Origin of the sequence: Micromonospora sp. A202 (genome assembly GCF_006715105.1) — a bacterium.
Taxonomy (GTDB): domain Bacteria; phylum Actinomycetota; class Actinomycetes; order Mycobacteriales; family Micromonosporaceae; genus Micromonospora; species Micromonospora zamorensis.
In genome coordinates this window covers 2,181,684-2,205,558 of sequence record NZ_VFMP01000001.1, presented here as the reverse complement: position 1 = coordinate 2,205,558, position 23,875 = coordinate 2,181,684, and the positions used below count along the sequence as shown (strand labels likewise).

Sequence of the window (23,875 nt, the reverse complement as noted above, 5' to 3'; positions counted from 1 at the left end):
CCCCGGATCAGCCGCTATGTCTTTTCTCTATGACGTCCAGCAGTGCGGGATGCAGCGCGGCGTTCCAGCCGGCGCCCGCGTCGGCCAGCCGCCAGGTGCGCAACCACATCTCCACCAGGTACGCGTCCGCGACCAGGCGGCGCTGCGCCGCGTCGAGGCCGAGTCGGTCGCCGTGCCGGCCCAGGTGCCCGTCGACGGCCGAGGCCGCCGCGTCGGCCGACTCCCCCCGCAGCACCAGCGCCCGTTGGAACGCGTCGTGCGCCAGGTCGAACCCGACCGGCACGTCCGGACCGCTGTGCTCCCAGTCCCAGGCGACCAACTGGCCGGCATGCCAGCCCAGGTTCCATGGCACCCAGTCACCATGCCAGTGGCCGAACTCGACACGGGTGTCGCCATGCCGGCGGCCCAGCGCGGAAACCGCGGCTACCGCCCGCGCACCGGCCGGCTCGACCGCGGCGGCCCGATCGGCCAGCCCGCCCAACCGGGTCAGGAAGGTGGAGCCGGCCAGTGGTCGGGGCGTACCCGCCGGGCCGCCGCGTCGGGCGACCGCGAGCAGCGCCGCGATCCGTGGCGGGTCGTCGACCGGCACACCGCGTACGCCTGGTGGCAACGGCTCGATCACCGCGACCACCTGACCCGCCCACGCCGTCTCGGTGAGCAGCCCTGGCGGCGTCGGGTGATCCGGCACGCCGGTCACCGCGCGCAACGCCCGCAGCGCCGCCGCCTCCGCGGTGACCAGCGCGCGGGTCGCGTCGTTCCAACCGATCTTCGCGTACCCGCGCGGACGACCATCGGCGGTGAAGAGTTGCAGGGTCGGCTTGGCGTTCGGGTCGGGTGGCCGCACCCCGCAGGCTGCCAGCAGCGGCGCGCCGCCCAGATCCGCGGCGAGCCGCTCGGTCAGCAGCAGCTCGGCCGCCGACGCTCCGGCGGGCACCGAGACGGTCAGCGTCGGAAAGGGCGCGAGGCCCACCTGACCGAACCGTGCCAGGCCGCCCAGCACCGCCCGTAGCGCGCGCACCTTCGGTGGCCGGAGGGCGTTGTACGCCAGCAGCGACGCCGCTCCGGCCCGGGATGAGCCCAGCGGCACCAGGAACCTCGCCCGGGCGACCGACGGCACGACCGCGTACCGGGCCACCGCCTGGTGACCGGCCGGCAGGGCACCGCCCACGGTCAGGCCGACCCGGTCGTCCGGGAAGACCGCGCGGCTCACCCAGCCCAGACCGTCCACCCGCGAGCGCGGGTCCGTGGTCGGGCCCACCCTCGTCGTCACGCCGGACGGTCCGACCAGTCGAGGTCCAGCCCGAGCCGCTGACGCAACGCGTCGTTGTACGGCCGGTAGTAGTCGGTCAGCTCCGCGCGCACCGCCGGCTCCAACGGCGACGAGCGCCGGTCGTTGTAGACCTTGAAGTTGGGCAGGTCGTACGCCGGCAGCCCGAGGAAGTCGAGCGTGCGCCGATAGGTCGCGCGGGAGTCACGGTAGAGGTCCTCGCTGGGCAGGAAGAGGATCTGCTGCCGGTCGAAGCGCTCCAACCACGGCTCCAGGTGTTCCAGGTAGCGCCCCCGGGCCCGGTACGTGTACCAGTCGTACGCCTCGCTGAACGACTCCGGCTCGGCGATCAGCCGCTCCCGCTCCCCCGCCGTGCGCTCCGGCTCGGCGGCCAGCGCGTCGGGGAAGTCCAACGGCTCGATGCCGTGGGTGCGGCGTTCCTTCCAGTGCGAGTACGCCCGCTCCACCGGGTCCCGCAGCAGGACGATCAGCTTCACCGTCGGCATCAGCGCGGCGACCCGCTGCGCGGCGAGGGGGTGGAACATGTACAGCGGGGCTGCCTCACCGACCCGGACCGGGCCGCCGTGCCGCTTGGCCAGCGCGTCCCGGTGCCGCTCGGTCGGGAAGTGCGAGCGGTACCAGGACTCGCCGCGAGCCCAGTGCTCCTCGAAATAGTGCGCCGACTTGGTGTTCCACGCGGGAAAGAGGCGCGGCACCAGCGGGTGCTGGATGAGGTAGTTCCACAGGGAGGTGGTGCCACCCCGCTTGGTGCCGATGATCAGGAAGTCCGGCAGCGGCCGGCGATCACTGGTGCGTACCCCGTAGTCGACCAGCGACTCCTTCACCCGGGTGGTCACCTGGGTCGGGACCAACTGCTTGACCCGGTCACGGATGGACGCCACGACGGACCTCACCTGCCTCTCGTCGATGCCGGAGTGGGCTCGGCGGCCGTGGCCGCGTTGTCCCCTGCACGGATCTGCCTCATGGTCCCCCGGATGCCGGCGCGCACCCGGGGCAACGTCAACATGCCGACGCAGCCGGCCAGCAGCACCACCAGCGCCACCAACAGGCCGGGCAGGCCGCGACCGCCCGCCAGCACGCCGGCGCCGGCCGCCAATCCCACACCGGCGACCGTGACCGCCGCGGCGCGCACCATCGCGGCGTCGAACAGCGGCTCCCGAACCACCGACCGGGCAAACCCGGCGGCGGTGAGGTTCTCGGTGGCGATGCCCGCGGCCCAGGCCACCGCCGCGCCAGTGGCGCCGTGGCTGGGGATCAGCCAGAGGCCCAGCGAGACGGTCACCGTCAACCCGGCGACCGTGGCCACCAGGTGCAGCCCGCTGCGCCCACCCATCAGCAGCAGGCTCTGCACGTTGCCCACCCCGGTGTTGACCAGCATCGCCAGCGCGAGCACCGTCATCGCCGGCACGCCAGCGGTGAACTCCGGCCCGAACAGCTGGAGGAAGGCCAGCGCGAACACCGCCAGCAGCAGGTACACCGGCCAGGACAGCACCAGCCCCCAGATGGTCAACTGCCGGTGCACGGCCGCCGCCGCCGCCCGCTCGCCACGCCCGAGCAGCCGGGACAACTGCGGCGACACCGCCACCCGCAGGCCCTGCATGGCCAGTTGGCCGGCCAGCACGTACCGGCCGACCGCGCCGAACACGCCCGCGTCCGCCGGGCCGGCCAGCACCGAGGTGAGCAGCACACCCACCCACATGCTGCCCGCGTCGATGGCCGCCGAGGCGGCCCGGGGCAGCGCGAAGCGCCAGAACGTCGACCAGTCGGAGCGAACCGGGCGCAACGTCGCGCCCCGGCCCAACCCGAGCGGGCCGGCGACCAGGGTGAGGCAGGCCAGCAGCGCCAACGCCGCCGGCACCAACCAGCCGGTCATGCCGGCGAGCAGGCCGCCACCGGCGAGCGCGGCGGCGCCGACCAGCACCGGGCGGGCCACCGGCAGCAGGAGGAACTGCACCCCGACGTACGCCCGGATGGGTCGCACGCAGCGCAGAGCGGCCAGCAACAGGGTCATGGCGACCACCACCGGCACCGCGGCGAACGTGACGGTGAGCAACGCGTCGCCGCTCGCACCGGAACCGCCCAGCAGCCGGGGAGCGAGCGCGTCGGCGACCAGCACGCCGACCCCGGCGACCAGGAGCCCGGCCAGCAGCGGCGGGATCAGCGCCACCGGGAGCAGCCGCGCCGCGTCCCCGCGCACCCCGGCCGTACGGCGGGGCAGCGCCCACATCAGGCCAGTCTCCGCGCCGAGCGTGCACACCGCGGTGGCCACGGTGACCACCCCGATCGCGGCGAAGAACGCGCCCGCGCCGGCCGTGCCGTACCCCCGGGTGATCACCACGGCCAGCACGAAGCCGAACAGGCCGCTGGTGGCCGCGCCGAGCAGCCCGGCCACGCCGCTGCGGGCGCTGCGGCGGGTCTCGGCCGAGCCCGCGTCCGCCGCCACGGCGGCGGCCGGAGCCACCGGCTCGTCCGGGCCGACCGGCTTCGGGCCGACCGGAGGTCGGGTGGCGGCGGTCATGCGAGCACCACCGGGTCCCGCGTGGCGGGCGGTCGCGGCACCGCCAAGCCGGTCAGCCGTTCACGTTCGCTGAGCGCCATCGCGAAGGCGACAGCGAAGAACGCGACCGCCAGGTTCTGATTGGCCATGCCGTAGAACGGGACCTGGACCAGGCAGACCACCGGCACCACCGCCAACCACTGCCCGGCCGCCGAGGTCGCCCGCGCGCAGATCACCGCGGCGGCGACGAACCAGGCCAGGAAACAGATGAGCGCGGGCACGCCGTGGCTGAACAGCACCATCCACAGCTGACCCTGGGTGCCGATCGGCGCGGCCGCCGAAACGGTGTCGACGTTCACCGGCGCGCCGTAGCCCAACCACGGCGACTCCTGCACCCGGCGGATCACCTCCGTGTAGAGCGAGAGCCGGTCGGTGTTGGTGTCGCTGGAGTCGACCCGTTGGCTGATCAGGTCGGTGATCGGAATGAACAGCGTGGCCAACGCGCCGATCACCACCACCCCGACGATGGAGGCGGCGACCCGGACGTTGCCGCGCAGGCTGGCCCGCACCCCGAGCACCGCCAGCCCGGCGCCGAGGCTCAGGAACATCGCCCGGTTGAGGGTGAGGAACGCCGGCGCGAGCGACAACGGCAGCGACGCCAGCAACGCCCAGCGCAGCACCCCCCGCCGACGCAGCATCGCGTACGCGACCATGCACGGCAGGGTCATGGCGTACGCGCTGCCGTAGTTGTTCGTGTACGCGAACGGCGCGGCCGGTCGGTAGATCGGGTTCAGCGACCGGGCGCTGTATTCCGCAGTGGTCAGGTGCACCATGTCCTGGATGAACGGGGTGCCGGCCACCCCTGAAGGCAGCAGCACCTCCATCGGGGTGGTCATCGCCAACCGGGGCACCAGCACCCCGAGCCAGCCCAGCGCCACCAGCCCGAACCAGAACGCGCAGAGCGGGGTGAGCACCGCCATCAGGCTGGCGCGTTCCCGCGCGGCGGCGTAGACGTAGACCCCGACCACCAGCGCGGTCAGGTAGAAGGCCAGGCGCAGCGCGAACGTCAGCAGCGAGGCGGGCGACGTGAGCTGGGTGGCACTGACCACCACGATGGCCAGGAACAGCAGCCAGATGCCCACCGCCGGCGGCAGCGGCACCCGCCCCCGGGTGAGCAGCAACGCGAACAGCAGCGCACCCAGCAGGGGCCAGCCGAGGTAGAACGCGCCGAGCAGCCACCAGAGCGGCACCAGGCCGAACATCAGCGACAGCGGCCAGAGCGGCAGTCGGGGCGGCGCGGGCCGCGGCACCGGGGCGACGGCGGCCGGAGCGCCTCCGGGCGGCGGTTCGGTCGCCGGGGCGCGGGTGACCGACACCGTCAGGCCCGGCCGTTGCGCGTGAGCACGAAGCCCAGCGGGGTGACGCCGGCCGCGCGCAGCCGCTCCACGAGACGGCGCAGGTCGCTCTGCCGGGTGCGGTCCCGCTCGACGACCACCACCGCGCTGCCCTGCCGGGCCACCGCGACGCCGCGCTCGTCGGACTCCGCAGGCGGGGCGTTGAACAGCACCAGGCCGTGGTCCGCACCCTGCCGCCAGGTGCCGAACCGGACGCTGCCCACGCCCACGGCCACCTCCTCCGGGTCGACGACCCGGCCATGGTCCGGGCGGCCGGACGACACCCGGGGCAGTGTCAGCGTGGCGTCCGGGTCGGTGGACGGGCGGGCGCCGGGCGGGTGCGGCGAGGGCCGGCGGGGGGCCGTGCTGTCCGCGCCGCCAGCGACGACCGTGGTGCTGCCGGCCGGGCGGGGCTTGGGCACGATCGGCCGGGACGGGTCGATGGGCAGCCGCCCCCGGTCGGCGAGCACTGTGGCGCGCAGCCGCTCGGTGCGCCCGCTGTCGTCGGCGACGAAGACCTCACGACCGTCGGCGGCGAGCGCCACAGCGAGCCCCGCGGTGAGCGCGGTGGCGTCCTCCCGGGCGGTAACCAGGGCCACCCGGGCGGGCTGACGGACCCGTTCGGCGACGGCCATCGCCACGTACCGGATGTCGGCGTCGACCGCCCGGGCGCTGCCCCGCAACGACGGGCGGCGCACAGTGCCGAGCAGCGGCAGACCGGTGGCGTCCCGCCCGTCGGCGACCGAACGGACGCGCCGGTCGGTCGACTCCCAGGCGTACGCCAGCACGATGCCGATCAGCGCCCCACCGAGCAGCCCGGCGACCAGATAGAGCGGTCGGTGCCCGGCGGAGGTGACCAGCGCCTTCTCGGCGCTCTGGGTGACCCACCCCGGGTTGACGTCCACCGCGGCGATCTCGGTACGGGCGGCGTTGAGTTGCGTGAGCTGGTTGTTGATCCCGGCCAGCTCGGCCACCAGCGCATCCCCGGCGGCGGTGTCCTTGGCGGTGTTCGCCCGCTTCTGCAGCGCGGTCTGCTGGGCGACGACCTTCGTGATGCTCTCGTCGTAGGAACGCAGCATCTCGGCGCGCTGCTGCTCGTACATCGTGCGTCGCACGTCCAGGTAGGCCTGGGCGGCCATGTTGGCGCTCTGCACCGCCCGCTGCGCTTCGCCCGCCTGGTAGGTGAAGCGCAGGATCTGCCCACCGGTGGGCACCTCGACCTCGAGCGCGTTGCGGATGTCGCGCGGGTCGCCGCCGGCGGAGTCGGCGAGCCGCTGCACCACCTCGGTGCCGGTGGCGATGCCGCTCTCCACGTTCATGTTGACCGCGCGGTCGGCGCCCGCGCCGCTGGGGGTGAACGCGTCGGTCACCACCGGCCGGACCGCCACCACGGCGCTCGCGCTCATCGCCGCAGGCACCAGCAGCACGTAGCCGAGCGCGGCGAGCAGACCGACCATCGCCACCGCCGCCACCAACCGCAGCCGGTGCATCGGCACCCGCAGCAGGTCGGTCAGTGTCACCGCGCCGGAGGTCCCGGAGGACGGGGCGTCGGTGGACCAGGTGCCGGGAGCTGCATCAGTCATGGAACTTCTTCACCGTCTGTTGAGGATTGCCGACGACCACGACGCCGGGTGCGACGTCCGTCCGGACCACAGTGGCCGCGCCCACGACGCTGTCCCGGCCGATGCGCACGCCCTTCATGACCAGGGCGTGCGCGCCGACCCACACGTTGTCCTCGAGGACGATCGGGGCGCGGGTGGCGGGGCCGGGCGGCGCGTGCCGCTGCGCGGGCGGCAGGTTGTGGAAGTCGTTGTCGAGCAGCTCGCAGTCCGACAGGAGGCACCGGTCCCCCACTGTCACCGACGTCCAGGTGCCGATCCAGGTCGCGTTGAGCAGACAGTCGGCGCCGACGCGCACCTCGCCGGGGCCCGCGAAGCGGACGAGTTTGTTCAACCTGGTGCGGTCACCGATGGTCACCCGCACGCCGCGGCGCAGCCGGATCCGACCACGGATCTCCACGTCCCGGCCGAGTGTCAGTCGCCGATAGCGGAGCCGATACCAGCCGCGTTTGACCGCGAAGAGCAGACGCACCGCGCGTCTCGTACGGATGCCAGCGGCGCCGAGCAACGACCCTCCCCCACATCGCGGGGCCGGCGGCGGATGAACCACCGCCACCGGCCCAACGTGAACAATCTACCGATGCTCCGTTACGAACGGTTGACCGTTACTGTACGGAGAAGAATGTCGATGGGGTGGACCAGGACAACTCGGGCGTCGCCGTGCTGATCACAGTCGCCGTGGCACCATCGACCGCCGCGCTCGGCCCGGCCGTCGGGTCGAACGGCACGCTGCGCAGAGCGCCGTCAGTGGCACCGTAGACGATCCGGCCACCCACCCAGGCCATGCCACGCACCGTCGACCAGGTCACGCCAGTGGTCGGCAGGGTGAACTCGGTGGCACCGAGGTAGTTGCCGTCGATCTCGAAGTAGCGGTAATAGAGACCGTTGGCACCGGTACGGGTGTAGTAGAGCCGACCGTCGAGGAAGAAGGCGCCGGTCAGCAACGCCGGGTTGTACCAGTCGTTGTAGCCGGACGCCTCCCACGGAGAGCCGATCGCCCCGCCGTTGAACAGCGACACGTCGATCCGGCTGCCGGTCGGCGTGCCGGCCACCGTGTGCGACCAGTAGATCCGGTCGTCCACCCGCCAGGTCGCGCCAGCCGCCGTGTACGCGGGCTGGCTGACCGTGGCCGGGGTGCCCAGGGCGACACCGTCGAACGGCACCTTCGCCACGGTGCCCGGAGCGGTGTTCAGGTAGAGGTTGCCGGTGGTGGCGGCGGGCGGGTTCTTCGGGGTGAAGGTACGACCTCCGGCGAGCGGGAACATGCCGAGGCGGCCGTGGTATTCCTCGCCCATGCCATCGGAGTTGTGCCCGAAGTACAGGCCGTCCGAGCCTCGCCAGAGCACCGGCACCGACGAACCCCACGTGCTGGTGCCCGAGGGCATCGAGGCGCTGCCGCTGCGGCGCGGGTTCCAGTTCACCGGCATACCGGTCGCCGGGGTGACGGCGGCGATGCCGAGCCGGTCGACAGCGCCCGCGCCCGCGTTGTCGCTGGCGTTCGGGTTGTTGAGCCAGCGGAAGTGCCCACCCAGGTAGATCACGTTGTCCGCGACCTCGACCGAGGTGATGGTGTCGTTGCCGGTGTAGTCGGCCCAGGTGGCGAGCTGGCCACTGCCCCGCGCGGCGGTCTCGAAGCGGACCAGGGCGTCGCAGTACGCGGCCGGCCAGCCGCTGCCGCCGTTGGTGCCGACCACGAACCAGCTGCTGTCGGCGCCGAACTTCACGTCCTGCACGTAGTGCACGAAGGTCGCCGGCGCCGCGCACGGCGCGATGAACTTGTCGGTGCTCCAGTCGATCAGCGTGGGCGTCGCGGAGACGTCCACCAGCGCCATCTGGTTGCGCGCCAGGCCGTTGACGAGCGTGAAGTTGCCGCCGACGGCCAGCGTGTTGCCGTCCGGGGTGACGTCGATGGTCCAGACGTACGACGTGGTGCTGTGCCGCCCGACGGTGGCGTCGATGACGAAGCTCGGGTCGATCGCGCCGGTGGTCGCGTTGAGCCGGCCGAGACCGGCGTGCGCGGTGCCGTTGAGCCAGTTGAACGCGCCGGCCACGTACAACCAGTTGCCGTGCAACACCAGGTCACGGACGGTGCCGCCGTCGGAGCGCCCGACCCAGCTGTCGATGATCGCGCCGGTCGACGGGTTGAGCGCGACCAGGTTCTTGCGCGAGACGCCGTTGACGTTCTTGAAGGTGCCGCCGACGATCAGCGTGCCGCCCGGGCCGGCGACGAGCGTGTTGACCGCCCCGTCGAGCACCGGAAGGAACGTGGTGGACATGGTGCCGGTGGTCCGGTCGTACGCGAAGAGGTAGCGCTGGGTGACCCACGCGGAGCCCGCGGTCTGCCGGAGCTGGGTGAAGCTGCCGCCGACGAAGACGGTGTTGCCCACCTGCGCGAAGGCACGGGTCTCACCGTCTCGCGCGTGCGGAGTCACGTCGGCGGGGTTCGCCGACACCAGGGTTGCCGTCTCCGGGACCGGAACCACCGCAGCCGACGTGGGCGTGGGCACGCCCAGAACTGCGGCGACGATCGCCAACGCGACCACCCCCGCCCGAGCACGACGTCGTCCTGCAGAACGCCACAAGTGCGAGAGTTTGGGCACGCTTCGCCTCCAAGATGGATGAGAACCCGAGGTAGCGTGCCTCGTCCAGCCTGGTAAACAAAATCCGCCGATTGGGCGGTGCATGAATCTGCAAGCCGACAGAACGCCGGAGGTCGGATGCCCGACCCCGGCGAACGGCGTCCCGTCAGCGCGTCATGGTCGTCAGCGGCTCCCCCCGGTCGGCTGCCGCAGGTACGGGTCCTGACCGGCCTTCGCGAAGCCGGCCACTGCCGCGGCATTGTGGTTCATCGTCATGTCGCAGGTCGACGTCCGGCTGGTCATGCCGGCCGAGTTGAAGTAGATGGCGGCCTTGATCTTGGGGTGCGCCTTCAGCGCCGCCGGGAACTCCTGGAACCAGCGCTGCTTGGCGCCCGGGTCGGCGGCGTCGAAGTTGGTGCCGAACTCGGCGAGCATCCGGGGCTTGCCGGCGCCGATGCCGTTGTCGTCCAACCAGCGGTAGAAACCGCTCACCGTCGTGCTCGGGCTCTTCCACACGGTGCTGCCGTTGCAGACGTGGAAGTTGTACGGGTCGTAGGCCACCCAGTCGACGTACTGGTCACCGGGGTACAGGCCGGCGTACCGGGAGTAGTGGCCGGACCAGCCCATCATCGTCCAGACCCAGACCGCGTTGGTCGCGCCGGCCCGGGCGAACCGCTCGTGGACGTAGCGCCAGGCGCGGACGAAGTCGGCGTCGCTGCCCTTGTTCGGCTCGTCCTCGGGCTCGTGGTCGAAGCCCATGAAGACCGGCACCTTGGCGGCGCGGATACGGCCGGCGACCGCGTCGATGGTCTCGTCCTGCTTGCCGTTGTAGACGTCGGACCACTTCAGCGTGGTGCCAGCCGAGAAGTTGCGGGACTCCCAGGCGAAGAACATCAGCCGACCCTCGCGCATCTGCTGCTGCTCGTACGCGTCCGGGAAGGCGCCGTTGCTGCCGGCGTTGGAGAAGTCGTGGTAGCGGTGCACGATGTCGAACTTGCGGCCGACCTGCGCCTCCACGTCGGTGACGGCCTTGCCGTGGTCCCAGCCGCCGGCGGATCCGGCGGGCGAGTACATGCCCCACCACGCGCCGCAGGAGGGAACGAGCTTGGCCGACACGGACCCGCACTGGCCGGAGGGAAGGGTGCCGCTCGCGCTCGGGGTCGCCGTCCGGCTCGGGGCGACGGTCGGCGAGGGCTTCGGCGAGGCGGTGGTCGGCGAGGCGCTCGGTGCCGGCGGCGGCGCGGGCCGGGTGGTCGTCACCGGCGACGGCCGGGACCCGAGGTCATAGCTGATCAGCAGGCTCGGGCGCAGATCCGGACTGCGGTTCTCGACCGACGCCCAGTAGATCCGGCTCTCCGGGCCCGTCTGGGCCAGCGAGACCGTCCAGGTGCCGTTGCCGGTGACCAGCTTCGAGACGTCCCACTCGTTGAAGCCCTTGGCCACACCGGTCACGCTGTCCAGCGCGTCGCCGGTCGCTGCCAGACCCGGCCGGGCCTCGCGGGCGCTCAGCGGCGAGGCGTGCGCCGTCACCGTGGCGGCGAACTGCTGCCAGGCGTGCACCCGCAGCGTCGCCCGGACGTTGACCGCAGCGGCCGGCACTGTGGTCACCGCGAACTCGATGACCGCCTCCCGGCCACCACGCGGGTTGCCGTCGCAGCGCGTCGGGCAGGTGGCCAGCGTCGTCTTGGCGGCGTTGTCCCCGTCCTGCGTCACCGCCGTCGCGGTGGTGTCCGCCACCGCCCGGATCGACAGGTCGTCGCTGGCCAGCAGCGGCATCATGGTCGCCACGATGCCTGCCACCACCGATCCGCCGACCACGCTGATGGCGATGGCCTTGCGCCGGGGTCCGGAGCGGAACCGGGTGATGCGGTGCAGTCCGTGCCTGGTCAAGGAAACTCCCTGTGTCTGCGTCCGTAACGGTGAGCAGCGTATCGATGACCAGGACTTGTCGCCGGGACGACAGTTTCCCGTAAGCGCGTCTTAATCGTCAGCTAAGAAAGTCGGCTGACGTCGCCTCCCCCAGCGCTTTCCGCATCGCCCCGACGGGGGCGACCACGCCGGTGAACTGCTCGAACTGACCGACCGCCTGCGCCAACAGAAGGTCCAGACCGGACACCAGACGAAGGCCGGCCGCAGCGGCGGCGGCGGCCAGCGGCGTCGGCCACGGGTCGTAGATCGCGTCGAAGAGCACCCTCTCCGGCCGCCACGCCACCTCGCCGGCCAACGGGTCGGCGACCCCCTTCGGCACTGTGGAGACGACCAGGTCAGCGGAGGAGAGGCACCCGGGCGCGTCGGCCCAGCCGGCGGGGGTCAGCGCGACGCCCAGGGCATCGGCCACCGGACGCAGGTCGTCGATCGCCTCCGGTCGGCGGGCGACCACCGTCACCGACGGGCAGCCCAGCTGGGCGGCGGCGGCCAGCGCGGCGCGGGCCGTGCCACCGGCGCCGAGCACCGTCACGGCGGCATCCGCGCTCACCCCGGCGGCGGTGAGCACCTGCACCATGCCGGCGACGTCGGTGTTGTCGGCATACCAGGAGCCGTCCGGACGGCGTACCAACGTGTTGGCCGCGCCGACGGCGGCGGCGACCGGCGAGGCCTGCGCGGCCACCGCGAGCGCCGCCTCCTTGCCCGGCATGGTCACCGACAACCCGGCCCACTCCGGGCCCAGGCCGGCGACCAGATCCGGCAGCTCCGCCGCCGCGCACTCGATCCGGGTGTACGACCACCCGGTCAGCCCGGCGGCGGCGTACCCGGCGGTGTGGATCACCGGGGAGAGGGAGTGTGCGATCGGTTTGCCCAGCACCGCAGCCCTACGGGTCGTATCGCCCGGGACCCCTGCCGTGTTCCGCATCAATTTCCGCCCTCCGCGATGTTCGGATCGACCCTACCCAGCACGCAGGCCACGCCACCAGAGAACGGGACCGCGGACAATGCTCGACGGCCCGACAATCGCTTGACGGCGATGCATTCTTACGGCGTTACGGCCGACCGAAAAATGGGGGGAACCTTCAAAGGCATTCTTCGTGCCCTTGTCGCGACTACCGCGGTCCTCAGTCTTTCGCTGATGATCGCCGCACCCCCGTGCGGACGCCGCAGAGGGCAGCTGGTCGGACAACCACCAGCTCTTACCTGGCGCGAGGCGTACGGCGTCGTCAACCGGGACACCGGTTACGGCGGCACATTCGCGCTGCGAAAGCAGAACAGCAACGGCGTGTGGACGTTCCTGAACGCGCACCGGTTCGTGGACCGGAACGAGTCACTGACAATGCCGCGATAGATGCGTCAGCGTTGACTCAAAAAAGCTCTCTTCCCGACGAGACCGCAATTTCGGTCACCGTCGGCAAGGGAGCCTTTCTGGTCTGCTGCGCGGCCGGTCAGATGATGCCGGCCTCCCGGGCCTTGTCCTTGTTGCGTTCGTGCTGCTCGGGCGTCTCGGCGAACTCGGAGTGGCCCTCCTTGTCGATCGCCACGAAGAAGAACCACTTGCCCGGCGGCGGAGCCATCGCCCCTTCCAAGGCCTGCTTACCCGGGTTGTTGATCGGCGTGGGGATCATCCCCCGCAACTTGCGGTTGTAGGGGTTCTTCGAGTCGTTGAGCTCGGCCTCTGTCATCTGCTTGGAGGACTTGGTCGGCTTACCGATCAACTCCAGGTAGTAGTTGACAGTGACGTCCATCTCCAGGCAGTTGCAGGGGAACTCGCCGTACACCCGGTTGTAGGCCACCCGGGCGACCTTGCCGAGGTCGTCCTTGTTACCCGCCTCGGCCTGGGCCAGGGACGAGACGATCAGCGCCTCGTAGGGGCTGACCTTGCGTTCCTTCTGCACCCGGTCGGCGAACTTCATCTCCTGGGTCACGGTGAGGAAGTTGTCCACCATCAGCTTGAGGATGCTCTCCGCGGTGGCCTTCGGCGGGATCTCGTACGTGTCCGGGTAGAGGAAGCCCTCGACGGACTTGACGACCTTCTTGCCGTCCTCGCGGGTGAACCACCAGTCCGGAACGCCGAGCGCCTCCGGGTCCTTCGAGGCGGCCTCGAACTCCTTGACCGGGATCTTGGTCTTGTCGGAGAGCAGCTTGTAGATGTTCTTGGCGGTGCGGCCCTCGGGGATGGTGAGCCCGTTGACGATCTTGTTCTTCAGGTCGAGCATCGCGGTGACGGCACTCTCGCCGCTCATCTGCTTGCGCAGCTTGTACGTGCCCGGCTGGATGTTCTTGCTGCGGGAGTTGGCCTCGGCCGCCTCGATGAACGCCTTCTGGCTCTTCACCACGTCGGCCGCGACGAGGGCGTCCGCCATGTCGGCGATCAGCGCCCCGTTCTTGATCTCGACGGTGATCTCACCGGACCCGGCGCCGTCGTAGTCGGGGGTGACGAAGTAGTTCTGGATGCGGTCGAAGCCGTAGAACGCGCCACCACCGATGGCGCCCAGCAGGACCAGGGCCATCAGCAGAGCCAGGAACGTCTTACCCCGGCCGCCGCCACCGGACTTACCGTTGCGCTTGCGGAAGCCGCGCCGATGCCGGCCCTTCTCCCCCCGCTCCGGCTCGTCGAACCCAAGGTCCAGATCGTCGATCATTACGTCCGCCTCCGCTGCGCATCCAGCCAGCTCTGCAGGATCTCCACCGCGGCCGCCTGGTCGACAACCGCACGTTGACGTTTACCTCGGACGCCACGCTCGGCAAGCCTACGAGAAGCGACCACGGTCGACATCCTCTCGTCAGTGAGCGTTACCGGGACGGGCGCTATCACATCGACCAGTCGGTCAGCGTACGCCTTCACATGGACGGCCGCAGGGCCGTGCTTACCCGCGAGATTGACCGGAAGGCCGACGACAACCACAACGGCCTCATGTTCGGCCACCAGCGCGGCCAACTCGGCGAGGTCGCTCGGCACCGCGTCCGGCGCCGCCGTCAGATCACGGGCCAGCGTGACCAGCGGCGTTGCCAGAATCCCGTCCGGATCCGAGCGGGAGACCCCCACCCGCACCTGACCGACATCCACACCGATCCGCACACCGCGCTTGAACTCAACCACCGACTGTCACCGCCCGGTGGGTACGAACCAGGGCGGACCAGATGGCCCGCCCTGGCTGAGAGTGATCGCCCATCACGCCTCGGTGATCGCCTTCTCGACGGTGAGCAGCAGGTTCGGAGCCTCGGTCGCCGGCAGTCCGCCACCCTGAGCCAGGTCAGGGCTGCCACCGCCGCGCCCGGAGAACGCCGCCTTCACCAGCTCCGACGCGGCCAGGCCACGGCTGCGCGCGGCCGCGTTGACCGCCACCACCAGGGATGCCTTGCCGTTCGACCGGGCCGCCACCGCGACCACCGCCGGCCGCGCCGGGTCGATCTTGCCGCGAATCTCCTGGGCCAGGGTCCGCACGTCGTTACCGGCCGCGCCCTCCGGCGCCTCGGTGCCCACGTACGCGACCCCGCGCACGTCCTTGGCCTGCGCGGCGAGCGCCGCCGCACCACCCAGCACCAGCTGGGCACGCAGCTTCTCCAGCTCCTTCTCCGCGTCCCGGAGCTGGGTGACGGTCTGCTCCACCCGGTCGGCGACCTGGTCGTTGGGCACCCTGTACAGCTCCGCCAACCGGGAGACCAGCAGGTGCTCACGGGCCAGGAAGCCGAAGGCGTCCATGCCGACCAGCGCCTCGACCCGGCGGACGCCGGAACCGATGGACGACTCGGAGAGGATCTTCACGAGGCCGAGCTGGGCCGAGCGCGCCACGTGCGTGCCGCCGCACAGCTCCCGGGCGTAGTCACCCACCTCGACGACCCGCACCTCCTCGCCGTACTTCTCGCCGAAGAGCGCCATCGCCCCGATCCGCCGCGCCTCGTCCAGCGAGGTGATGAAGGCGTGCACCTCCAGGTCGGCCAGGAGCACCTCGTTGACCTGCTGCTCCACGTCCCGCAGGACGGTCGGCGACACCCCGGTCGGGGTGTTGAAGTCGAACCGGAGCCGACCGGGCGCGTTCAGCGACCCAGCCTGGGTCGCCGACTCACCGAGGAAGTTGCGCATGGTCTGGTGCACCAGGTGCGTGGCGGTGTGCGACCGGGAGATCGCCCGCCGCCGGGTCGTGTCGATCTCGGCGTAGCCGGCCTCACCGGCGCGCACCTCACCCCGGATCACCCGGGCGCGGTGCACGATCAGGCCGGGCACCGGCTGCTGCACGTCGAGCACCTCGACCTGCCCACCGCCGACGGTGATCATGCCCTGGTCGGGCTGCTGACCACCGCCCTCGGCGTAGAACGGCGTCGTGTCGAGAACCAGCTCGATGGTGTCGCCCTCGGTCGCCGCCTGGCGCGGGCCGTCGGCACCGAGCAGCGCACGGACCGTCGACTCGCGGGCCACCTCGCTGTAGCCGGTGAACGTCACCGGGCCACCCGAGTCGAGCACCGACCGGTACGCCGACAGGTCGGTGTGACCGGTCTTGCGGGCCTGCGCGTCCGCCTTCGCCCGGGTCCGCTGGTCGGCCATCAGCCGCCGGAACCCCTCGTCGTCCACCTGGAGGCCCTGCTCGGCGGCGATCTCCAGGGTCAGGTCGATCGGGAAGCCGTACGTGTCGTGCAGCTGGAACGCCTTCGCCCCGGACAGCGAGGTGCCTCCCGCCGTGCGGGTCTCGGCGATCGCGGTGTCCAGGATCGTCGTGCCGGCACGCAGGGTGGACAGGAACGCCTCCTCCTCCGCGTACGCGTAGTCCGCGATCCGGTCGAAGTCGGTCGCCAGCTCCGGGTACGACGGGGCCATGCAGTCCCGGGCCACCGGCAGCAGCTCGGGCAGCGCGCGATCCTGCCAGCCGAGCAGCCGGATCGACCGGATCGCCCGGCGCATGATCCGGCGCAGCACGTAGCCGCGCCCCTCGTTGGACGGGGTCACGCCGTCGCCGATCAGCATCAGCGCCGTGCGCACGTGGTCGGCGATCACCCGCAGCCGGACGTCGTCCGGGTGCGACTCGCTGGCCACGTGCCCGGAGTGCGCGCCGTACCGCTTACCGGTCAGCTCCGCCGCCCGCGCCAGGATCGGCCGAACCTCGTCGATCTCGTACAGGTTGTCGACGCCCTGCAGGATCGAGGCCATCCGCTCCAGGCCCATGCCGGTGTCGATGTTCTTCGCCGGCAGGTCACCCAGGATCGGGTAGTCCTCCTTGGTGGTGCCCGGACCCCGCTCGAACTGCATGAACACGAGATTCCAGTACTCCATGTACCGGTCCTCGTCGACCGCCGGGCCGCCCTCCCGGCCGTACTCCGGGCCCCGGTCGTAGAACAGCTCCGACGACGGGCCGCACGGCCCGGGAATGCCCATCGACCAGAAGTTGTCCGCCTTGCCCCGGCGGACGATCCGGTCGGCCGGCACACCCACCGACCGCCAGATCTCGTACGCCTCGTCGTCGTCGAGGTAGATCGTCGGCCAGATCCGCTCGGGGTCCAAGCCGTAGCCACCCTCGGCGATCGGCTTCGTGGACAGCTCCCAGGCCAGCGGGATCGCGCCGGCCTTGAAGTAGTCACCGAAGGAGAAGTTGCCGTTCATCTGGAAGAACGTGCCGTGCCGGCTGGTCTTGCCGACCTCGTCGATGTCCGGGGTGCGCAGGCACTTCTGCACACTGACCGCCCGCTGGTACGGGGGGGTCTGCTGCCCCAGGAAGTACGGCACGAACTGCACCATGCCGGCGTTGACGAACAACAGGTTCGGGTCGCTGATAGCGGGCAGCGGAGCGGACGGCACCACGGTGTGGCCATTCGCCTCGAAGTGCGCGAGGTACCGTCGCTTGATCTCCGCCGTCTTCATCGCTGGTGTTCCTCCGGAAAGATTTCCCGATCGCCGATCCGCGGGTCTTCCCGCAGCTCGGCGAACTGATCGTCGAACGCCTCGCCCTGGGCGAACGCCTGGTGGATCTCCTGCTCGCGCTCGGCCATGCCGACCCGCACGTCCTCCACGAAGCTACGCAGCGACTCGACCAGGCCGCCAGCGGATTCCGTCAACGTGCTGGCGATGCCGGCCGGTGTGTACGCCTGGGCGGTCCGGGTCGCCTTGCGGACCACGATCACACCGACGGCCACTCCGATACCGAGCCAGAACAGACGCCTCATGTCTCGTTACCTCCTGGTGCGCCGGCCGGTCAGCGGTTGCCGCGCCGCGCGGCCCGCCGCTGCTGCTTGATGGTGTCGCGGACCTCACGCTCGGTCTCGGCGTGCCGACGGCCGGCGGCGGCCTTGCGCACGCTGTAGCCGAACGCGGCCACCTTGACCAGCGGGTTGGCAGCCGCCGCGGAGACGACGGTGGCCAGGTTGGCGACGTTGGCGGTGACGTTCTGCGCGTGGCTGGTCATCGTGTCGACCTTCGCCAGCTGCAGGTTGACGCCGTCGAGCGAGGTCTGCACCTGCTCCAGCGCCGTGTTGACGTTCTTCACCGTGGTGTTCACGTCACCGAGCAGCGGCGCTGTCCGGTCGTTGAGGTCGTTGATCATGCGGGTGGTGGCGTCAACCGTGTGCCGCAGCCGCAGGATGGGCAGCGTCAGAATGAGCACCAGCACCGCGAACGCGCACGCCGCGATCAGCGCCGCGATGGCTCCAATGTCGCCCACGCCTGTCCTCCTCAAGCAGAGTTCCGCAGGACCCGACGTCCTCGGAACGCACAACGATGGCACCCGTACCGGTCGTCGAGTCGTCGACGCTCACCGGTAGCGGGCATGCCCGCCAGCCCCAGACCCTACCGTCCGTGATGGAGGCCGGCTCAGGACGGTGAGGGTGTCAGCTCCCCCAGCGGATCACCGCTGACCGTCGGGAACGGATCCTCTCCGGTCAGTGACGGGTCGGTGGTCGGCTGCGGCCTGGTCCGCTCGTCGTCGATCGCGTTGCGTACCTTCACCGACACCAACGAGCCGGTGCACCCTGTCGCAGCGGCCGACGGATCGGTCGACGGCACGACGGCCGGCTCGCCGTCGACCGGCGGCGGCACACAGGTCGGCTCGCGGACCCACAGGTCGAGCGTCAACTCGTCGCGCCGCCAACAGGTGTAGCTGCCCTTGGTCTCCTGCTCCGGGCAGCGGCTCACCTTCCACGGCTGCCAACCGTCCTGACGCAACGCGTTCTCGTAGGCCTTCGCCGTCTCGTCCGGCGTCTTCTCCGAGGTGACGGTGCGCTCACGCAGCCGGCAGTCGAGCAGACACCACCGGCTGCCGCTGACGTCGTCGACGGTCTTCGCGGCAGCCCAGCCAGGCACGTCGAGCTTGTCCAGGTTGTCGAAGACCGGGTCACGGCTCAACGTCCGGATGCCGAAGAAGAGCGGCACCGCACCGAGCAGCACGATGCTGACCAGCGCCAGCACCGCCGCACGCAGCCGGCGTCGTTCACGCGACTCGCGGTGCGCCTCGGCCCGGGCACCCGCTGCGGCGCCGTCGTCCGGCGAGTCCTGATCTGCCGGGCGCAGGGCCGGCCCGCCGGACGGATCCGGTGCCGGGCGGTCCACCGGGCCGGACGGGGACGGCACCACGGCGGCGGCGCGGGCCACACCGACGGGATCGCCGGGGCGGCCGGGTGGCGGCACCGGCGCGACACCGCTCGGCTCGGCTCGGCCGGGCTCCCGATTCGGAGGCAGGGCACGGCCGGCGGCACGGTCAGGTGGCACAGGTCGACCGACCTGCGCACCACCACGGGCCGGCGCGGGAGAACCCGGTCCGCCGCCCGGCGCGCCGCTCGCCCGTTCGTCGGCGGCGGGCGGTTGCATGCCACCGGGTGGGCGGACGGCGGCGCGGGCCGGACCATCCGGACGCGGACGTGGCGGCCCGTCTCCACCCGGAGGCACTGCGGCACGAGCCGGGCCCTCCGAACGGACGGCGTCGCGGGGGCCGGCACCCGGTGCCTCACCCGCAACGGGCCGGGCCCGACCGGGCGGAGTGGAACGGGCGGCACCCCGAGCCGGTGCGGCGGGGCCGGCACCGGGCGCGGGTCGCCCAGCGGCATAAGGGTCGTCGCCACGGTCGCTCGCCGGGCCCTGTCGACCCGGGCCACCCTCGACGGGCGGACGTCGCCGACCGGCCGGATCCGGAGCGGGCATCCCGTCCGGGCCAGCACCAGCAGCCCCACGACCACGCCGCATTGTGGGATCCGGAGCAGGCGCTGCGGCGCCCCGGCCCCGGCCGGGACGGTCGCCGGTCGCCGGCGGATAGGGGGTCGCCTGTTCTCCGGTGGAACCCGACGCGTCGGGGCGTACGGCACGACGACCGGTGGGTCCCTCCGAGCCCGGGTCGGTCGGCGGCCCGGCGGGCCGGCGGCCAGCGGAGCGCTCCGCGGCCGGATCGGGTACGCCGAGCCGACCGGCCGTCGGGTCGACGATGTCACCGGCGCTGGCGGGCGGTACGGGACGCCGGCCCTCGGCCGGCGGGGGCCCACCTCGGCGGTTGACCACCGGCAGGCCCGGGTCGGTGTGCGGCAGGCGACCGGCCTGGCGCAGCCAGTCGGCGGGCCGCTCCGGGCGGTCCGGTCGAGGTTCGCCGCCGGCCGGCGTACGCCGCTCCGGCTCGTCGGAGGTGGCCCGGCGGCGACCTGTGCCGTCGGTGGGGGCGATGGTGGGCGTCGCGCCGCTGTGACCGCCGGACGCTGCGGGCACCGGCGGCGCGTTGCCCGAGCGGGGCACCATCGGCTCGTCGGGTCCGGCGGCGCGGCGGTGGCCGCCGGCTGCCGGGCGGGAGCGCTCGGCGGCACGGGGGCCGGTGGGCTCCGGCGCGCCGGGGTCGACCGGGCCTGGCCGGCGCCGGGCGGTACGCGGGTCACGGTCGATGGCGGGGTCGGGTCGCAGGCCATCCGCGATCGGCGGGACGGCGCCGGCCGGCGTGCCGTCGTACCGCGCTGCGGCGGGGGACGGCCCGGTGCCCCGCGCTGGATCGGGTGCTGGACCGGCGGACCGGCGGCCGGCGGGCGTGCCGTCGGCAGGCGGCACCGCGCGGCCGGGCTCGACGGGCTCGGGGCCCGGTCGGCGGCCGGGCGCTCCGGCGTCCGGTCGGCGCAACGGTGGCATGGCGTCCGGGTTACCCCCGGGCGTGGCGGTGTCCGGACGGCGACCGGTCGGACCGGCGGCATCCGGACGGCGACCGGTCGGGGCGCCGGAGGTCGGAGGGCCCACGGGTGGGCCGGGCGGAACCGCCGCGGGGCGGGAGCGGACCGGGCCGCCGGGCGCGTCGGGGCGAGGCCCCGGTGGGCCGGCCGGGTCGCCGCCAACTGGTCGGGCGGTGGGTGGCGCTGGTGGTACGGCGGCACGCGCAGCGGGTGCCGGCTGCACTCCTCGGCGCGCCGGCTGGCCCGGGGCGGGTGCACCGGGGCTGGCCGCGGGTGGCCGCTCATCCGGGCGGCGGCCGGCGGGCGGCGCCTCCCCCGGCCAGGGACCGTCGACCGGTCGACGCGGGCCGGCACTCAGGTCGGTCTGGCGCGGCGCGGGTGGAGCCGGGGCCTCCGGCGGCACCGGAGCACCGCCGCGTCCACCGGCCGGCGCTGCCGGCGCACTCGTACGCGGCCCCGCCGGTGCGGCCGGCGCACCCACAGCGGGACGGCCCGGCTCCGCCGGGGCGCCGTCCGGGCCCAACTCGGTGCGTTGCTGCTTGGCAGAGCGCAGGTCGTCGATCCAGCCGAACTCCTCGCCGGCGACCGGCTCCTCGGGCTCGGGCTCGGCGGCCCGCCCCCGACCCCAGCGACGCGTCTTGGCGCGGGGATCGCGCCCCTCGTCCGGGCCCTCGTCCGGGCGGTCCCCACCACGCGATCTCACTGTTGACCCTCTCCTGCGGCGTCAGTGCCGCTGTCCTGCATCGTGCCGGGTGCGCCCGTGCCGGTCGCCGGGCGACCGGTCTCGCCAGGTAGCGCCGACGCGGCCTGTGCCGTTACAGGTGGCTCGGCCGTCGGAGTGTCCGGACGGGCGGGCGGGGCCGGCAGACCCCGCACGATCCGGCGCAGCAGCGGCAGCCGGGTGGCCACCGACCGTTCGGCGCCGTGCGGGCTGGGCTGGTAGTAGTCGGTGCCCACCAGGTCGTCCGGGACGTACTGCTGGGTGACCACACCGCGTTGGTCGTCGTGCGGGTAGCGGTAGCCGGTGCCGTGGCCCAACCCCCGGGCTCCGGCGTAGTGCGCGTCACGCAGCCCTCGCGGCACCGGACCGCCGCGACCGGCCCGCACGTCGGCGATCGCGGCACCGATGGCGGTGGTGGCGGAGTTCGACTTGGGTGCCGTCGCCAGGTGGATCACCGCCTGGGCCAGGTTGAGCTGCGCTTCGGGCAGCCCGACGTACTCGACGGCGTGCGCGGCGGCGGTGGCCACGCTCAGGGCACCAGGGTCGGCCATGCCCACGTCCTCGCTGGCGAAGATGACCAGGCGGCGGGCGATGAACCGGGCGTCCTCGCCGGCGACCAGCATGCGGGCCAGCCAGTGCACCGCGGCGTCCACGTCCGAACCGCGCATGCTCTTGATGAAGGCGCTGACCACGTCGTAGTGGGCGTCGCCGTCGCGGTCGTAGCGCACCGCCGCCACGTCGACGGCCTGCTCGGCGGTGGCGAGGTCGATCCGCCCGGCACCGAGCGCCGTGGCGGAGGCCGCCGCCGCTTCCAGTGCGGTGAGTGCCTTGCGGACGTCACCGGCGGCCAGCCGGACCAGGTGGTCCTCGGCCTCCGAGGTCAGGGTCAGGGCGCCGTCCAGCCCGCGCTTGTCGGTGACAGCGCGGCGCAGCAGGCCCCGCACCGCCGCGTCGTCCAACGGTTGCAGGGTGAGCAGCACGCACCGCGACAGCAGCGGCGAGATGACTGAGAAGTACGGGTTTTCGGTGGTCGCAGCCAGCAACGTGACAGTACGGTCCTCGACGGCGGCGAGCAGCGAATCCTGCTGGGTCTTGCTGAACCGGTGCACCTCGTCGATGAAGAGCACGGTCTGCGGGCCGCCCGAGCGGCGCTGGCGGCGGGCCGCCTCGATCACCGCCCGCACGTCCTTGACGCCGGCGGAGAGCGCCGACATGGCGACGAATCGGCGGTCGGTCGCCCCGGCCACCAGGTGGGCGATGGTGGTCTTGCCGCTGCCCGGCGGGCCCCAGAGGATCACCGACAGCGGGGCGCCGCCGGAGACCAGCTGCCGTAGTGGGGCGCCGGGGGCGAGCAGGTGGTCCTGACCGATCAGCTCATCGAGGGTCACCGGGCGCATCCGGACGGGCAGGGGCGAGTCGTCGGCCACCGCGGTGAAGCCGTCGACACCGGCGGGGCCGTCGGGCGCGCTGCGCGACCCGGCGGGTTCACCGAGGGAGAAGAGGGCGTCGGACTCCATCACGAAGACAGTACCGGGCCGGGCCCACGACGCCGGAATCGCGCCGTGGGCCCGCCACCGGTGATCGGTTCCGGTCAGCCGCGACCGGGGCGACGGCCCCGGTACCAGCGGCCGCCGCCACCGCCGCCACCGCTGCGCGGGCCGCTGCCCACGCCGGCCAGGTAGAGCGAGAGCAGGAGCAGCCCGATGAGCACGAGGGTGTTCCAGTTGAACAGGTCAGGTGCGCCGAAGTCGGTGTTGAGCAGATCGAGCAGCAGGGCAAAGCCAAAGACGATGGCCGCGAGAATGGCGAGCATGTCGGTCCTCCGGTGGGGGTTCCCAGTAGGTCGGCGCGTGATGTACCCAATCGGTCCACTCGTCAATCTCCACCGTGGATCTGGTTGCGTCGCCGCTGCCCGGCGCGGGCGTCGCACCGCCGGCTCCTAGGCTGGTGAGCATGATCATCGACGACCCGGTGCTCCAGGACACCCGTGCCATCCTGGCCGCCGTCGGCCACCACCCGTTCGCCCGGCACGCGCTCGGACCGGGCACACCGGCTCGCGGTTACCGGCGCAACGGCGCCGTGGTGTGGAAGGTGTCGCCCGAGCACGGGCCGGCCAGCTGCGGGATCGGCCCGGCCGGTGCGGCGATCGAGACCTGTGCCGCGCTGGCGGCCGACGGGCTGCTGCAACCGGGGCAGCGGCTACACCTGCCCCGCCACGATCGCGGTCTGCTGGCCGACCGGCTGACGGTGACCGAGCACCGCGACTGGGACTTCCACTGGACCGACACGGCACCGCCGGCACAGGCCGACGAGCACCGGGTGGTGCGACTCGCCGAGGCGGACCGTCCCGCGCTGGAGGCGCTGATCGACGAGGCGTTCCCGAGCAGCACCTCCCGCCCCGGCGACCCACGGGTGGTGGCCTGGTACGGCGTCCGGGCCGGCGACCGTCTGGTGGCCTGCGGCGCGGACCGCAGTCAGAGCGACGTGGGCTTCCTCGCCGGCCTGACCGTTGCCCCGGACCAACGGGGTCGGGGCCTGGGTGCCGCCCTGACCGCCGGCATGACCCGGGCGTTGCTGGCCCGCCACGACACCGTTGCGCTGGGCGTCTACACGGACAACGTCGGGGCCGCACGTCTCTACCGTCGACTGGGCTTCACCAACACCCTCCCGCTCAGCTCGGTCCGCCTCGGGTGAGACGCGAGGTGCCCCTTGCCGTGACAGGGGGCACCTC

At 72.4% G+C, this 23,875-nt stretch carries 19 protein-coding genes; 2 read left to right on the top strand and 17 right to left on the bottom strand.

Annotated features, from left to right (window positions below; translation table 11 throughout):
* Window positions 1-7: 7 nt before the first annotated feature.
* The 9 genes from FBZ33_RS10120 to FBZ33_RS10080 form a co-directional block, all read right to left on the bottom strand.
* Window positions 8-1,270 carry a hypothetical protein gene (locus FBZ33_RS10120; RefSeq protein ID WP_141908837.1) on the bottom strand — a complete coding sequence of 421 codons (1,263 nt, stop codon included), beginning with the start codon at window positions 1,268-1,270 and terminating at the stop codon, window positions 8-10.
* Entirely contained in the window at window positions 1,267-2,169 is a 903-nt protein-coding gene (locus FBZ33_RS10115) for a sulfotransferase domain-containing protein (RefSeq protein WP_099857290.1), read from the bottom strand. The genes FBZ33_RS10120 and FBZ33_RS10115 overlap by 4 nt, the downstream gene beginning before the upstream one ends.
* 8 nt (window positions 2,170-2,177) lie before the next feature.
* Entirely contained in the window at window positions 2,178-3,806 is a 1,629-nt protein-coding gene (locus FBZ33_RS10110) for a lipopolysaccharide biosynthesis protein (protein ID WP_255508786.1), read from the bottom strand.
* The gene (locus FBZ33_RS10105) at window positions 3,803-5,095 is read right to left on the bottom strand and encodes an O-antigen ligase (RefSeq protein ID WP_255509118.1); all 1,293 of its coding nucleotides are present in this window, start codon (window positions 5,093-5,095) and stop codon (window positions 3,803-3,805) included. The genes FBZ33_RS10110 and FBZ33_RS10105 overlap by 4 nt, the downstream gene beginning before the upstream one ends.
* A 68-nt stretch (window positions 5,096-5,163) precedes the next feature.
* On the bottom strand, window positions 5,164-6,762 hold the full coding sequence (locus FBZ33_RS10100) for a lipopolysaccharide biosynthesis protein (RefSeq protein WP_141908835.1): 1,599 nt from the start codon (window positions 6,760-6,762) through the stop codon (window positions 5,164-5,166).
* Window positions 6,755-7,270, bottom strand: coding sequence for a DapH/DapD/GlmU-related protein (locus FBZ33_RS10095; protein ID WP_231927317.1), 516 nt, complete (start codon window positions 7,268-7,270; stop codon window positions 6,755-6,757). Before FBZ33_RS10095 ends, FBZ33_RS10100 begins: the two co-directional genes overlap by 8 nt.
* Before the next feature lie 133 nt (window positions 7,271-7,403).
* A complete protein-coding gene (locus FBZ33_RS10090) occupies window positions 7,404-9,341 on the bottom strand; it encodes a hypothetical protein (RefSeq protein WP_255509117.1) in 1,938 nt (645 codons plus the stop codon).
* 219 nt (window positions 9,342-9,560) lie between these two features.
* Window positions 9,561-11,267, bottom strand: coding sequence for a glycoside hydrolase (locus tag FBZ33_RS10085; protein WP_141908833.1), 1,707 nt, complete (start codon window positions 11,265-11,267; stop codon window positions 9,561-9,563).
* A gap of 97 nt (window positions 11,268-11,364) precedes the next feature.
* Window positions 11,365-12,228, bottom strand: a complete 864-nt coding sequence (locus tag FBZ33_RS10080; protein ID WP_141908832.1) for a shikimate dehydrogenase — start codon at window positions 12,226-12,228, stop codon at window positions 11,365-11,367.
* Window positions 12,229-12,441: 213 nt separating this feature from the next.
* Between FBZ33_RS10080 and FBZ33_RS10075 the strand changes: the two genes are divergently transcribed.
* A complete protein-coding gene (locus FBZ33_RS10075) occupies window positions 12,442-12,654 on the top strand; it encodes a hypothetical protein (RefSeq protein ID WP_141908831.1) in 213 nt (70 codons plus the stop codon).
* A 97-nt stretch (window positions 12,655-12,751) separates the two neighbouring features.
* On the opposite strand, the gene mltG is transcribed toward FBZ33_RS10075, so the two are convergent.
* The 8 genes from mltG to FBZ33_RS10035 form a co-directional block, all read right to left on the bottom strand.
* Window positions 12,752-13,948, bottom strand: a complete 1,197-nt coding sequence (mltG, locus tag FBZ33_RS10070) for an endolytic transglycosylase MltG (protein WP_141908830.1) — start codon at window positions 13,946-13,948, stop codon at window positions 12,752-12,754.
* A complete protein-coding gene (gene ruvX, locus FBZ33_RS10065; RefSeq protein ID WP_088947438.1) occupies window positions 13,948-14,406 on the bottom strand; it encodes a Holliday junction resolvase RuvX in 459 nt (152 codons plus the stop codon). The genes mltG and ruvX overlap by 1 nt, the downstream gene beginning before the upstream one ends.
* Window positions 14,407-14,478: 72 nt before the next feature.
* The gene (gene alaS / locus FBZ33_RS10060; RefSeq protein ID WP_141908829.1) at window positions 14,479-17,157 is read right to left on the bottom strand and encodes an alanine--tRNA ligase; all 2,679 of its coding nucleotides are present in this window, start codon (window positions 17,155-17,157) and stop codon (window positions 14,479-14,481) included.
* Window positions 17,154-17,459, bottom strand: a complete 306-nt coding sequence (locus FBZ33_RS10055) for a hypothetical protein (protein ID WP_088947436.1) — start codon at window positions 17,457-17,459, stop codon at window positions 17,154-17,156. The genes alaS and FBZ33_RS10055 overlap by 4 nt, the downstream gene beginning before the upstream one ends.
* A 29-nt stretch (window positions 17,460-17,488) precedes the next feature.
* Window positions 17,489-17,953, bottom strand: coding sequence for a DUF948 domain-containing protein (locus FBZ33_RS10050; protein ID WP_088947435.1), 465 nt, complete (start codon window positions 17,951-17,953; stop codon window positions 17,489-17,491).
* 149 nt (window positions 17,954-18,102) lie between these two features.
* Complete coding sequence (locus FBZ33_RS10045) at window positions 18,103-18,798, bottom strand: hypothetical protein (RefSeq protein ID WP_141912553.1); 696 nt, start codon at window positions 18,796-18,798, stop codon at window positions 18,103-18,105.
* Between the two features lie 2,324 nt (window positions 18,799-21,122).
* Window positions 21,123-22,661 (bottom strand): replication-associated recombination protein A, encoded by a 1,539-nt coding sequence (locus FBZ33_RS10040; protein WP_141908828.1) that lies wholly within the window; start codon window positions 22,659-22,661, stop codon window positions 21,123-21,125.
* 74 nt (window positions 22,662-22,735) lie between these two features.
* Window positions 22,736-22,957 (bottom strand): hypothetical protein, encoded by a 222-nt coding sequence (locus tag FBZ33_RS10035; RefSeq protein WP_088947432.1) that lies wholly within the window; start codon window positions 22,955-22,957, stop codon window positions 22,736-22,738.
* A gap of 140 nt (window positions 22,958-23,097) precedes the next feature.
* Here FBZ33_RS10035 and FBZ33_RS10030 point away from each other — a divergent pair, with 140 nt between their 5' ends.
* Window positions 23,098-23,838, top strand: coding sequence for a GNAT family N-acetyltransferase (locus FBZ33_RS10030; RefSeq protein WP_141908827.1), 741 nt, complete (start codon window positions 23,098-23,100; stop codon window positions 23,836-23,838).
* Window positions 23,839-23,875: the final 37 nt, after the last annotated feature.

Excerpts from the sequence above, each read along its gene's own strand:
- FBZ33_RS10110 (WP_255508786.1), bottom strand. The coding sequence starts at position 3,806 with ATGACCGCCGCCACCCGACCTCCGGTCGGCCCGAAGCCGGTCGGCCCG.
- FBZ33_RS10100 (WP_141908835.1), bottom strand. The coding sequence starts at position 6,762 with ATGACTGATGCAGCTCCCGGCACCTGGTCCACCGACGCCCCGTCCTCC.
- FBZ33_RS10080 (WP_141908832.1), bottom strand. The coding sequence starts at position 12,228 with ATGCGGAACACGGCAGGGGTCCCGGGCGATACGACCCGTAGGGCTGCG.
- FBZ33_RS10075 (WP_141908831.1), top strand. The coding sequence starts at position 12,442 with ATGATCGCCGCACCCCCGTGCGGACGCCGCAGAGGGCAGCTGGTCGGA.
- mltG (WP_141908830.1), bottom strand. The coding sequence starts at position 13,948 with ATGATCGACGATCTGGACCTTGGGTTCGACGAGCCGGAGCGGGGGGAG.
- alaS (WP_141908829.1), bottom strand. The coding sequence starts at position 17,157 with ATGAAGACGGCGGAGATCAAGCGACGGTACCTCGCGCACTTCGAGGCG.
- FBZ33_RS10055 (WP_088947436.1), bottom strand. The coding sequence starts at position 17,459 with ATGAGGCGTCTGTTCTGGCTCGGTATCGGAGTGGCCGTCGGTGTGATC.
- FBZ33_RS10040 (WP_141908828.1), bottom strand. The coding sequence starts at position 22,661 with ATGGAGTCCGACGCCCTCTTCTCCCTCGGTGAACCCGCCGGGTCGCGC.
- FBZ33_RS10035 (WP_088947432.1), bottom strand. The coding sequence starts at position 22,957 with ATGCTCGCCATTCTCGCGGCCATCGTCTTTGGCTTTGCCCTGCTGCTC.
- FBZ33_RS10030 (WP_141908827.1), top strand. The coding sequence starts at position 23,098 with ATGATCATCGACGACCCGGTGCTCCAGGACACCCGTGCCATCCTGGCC.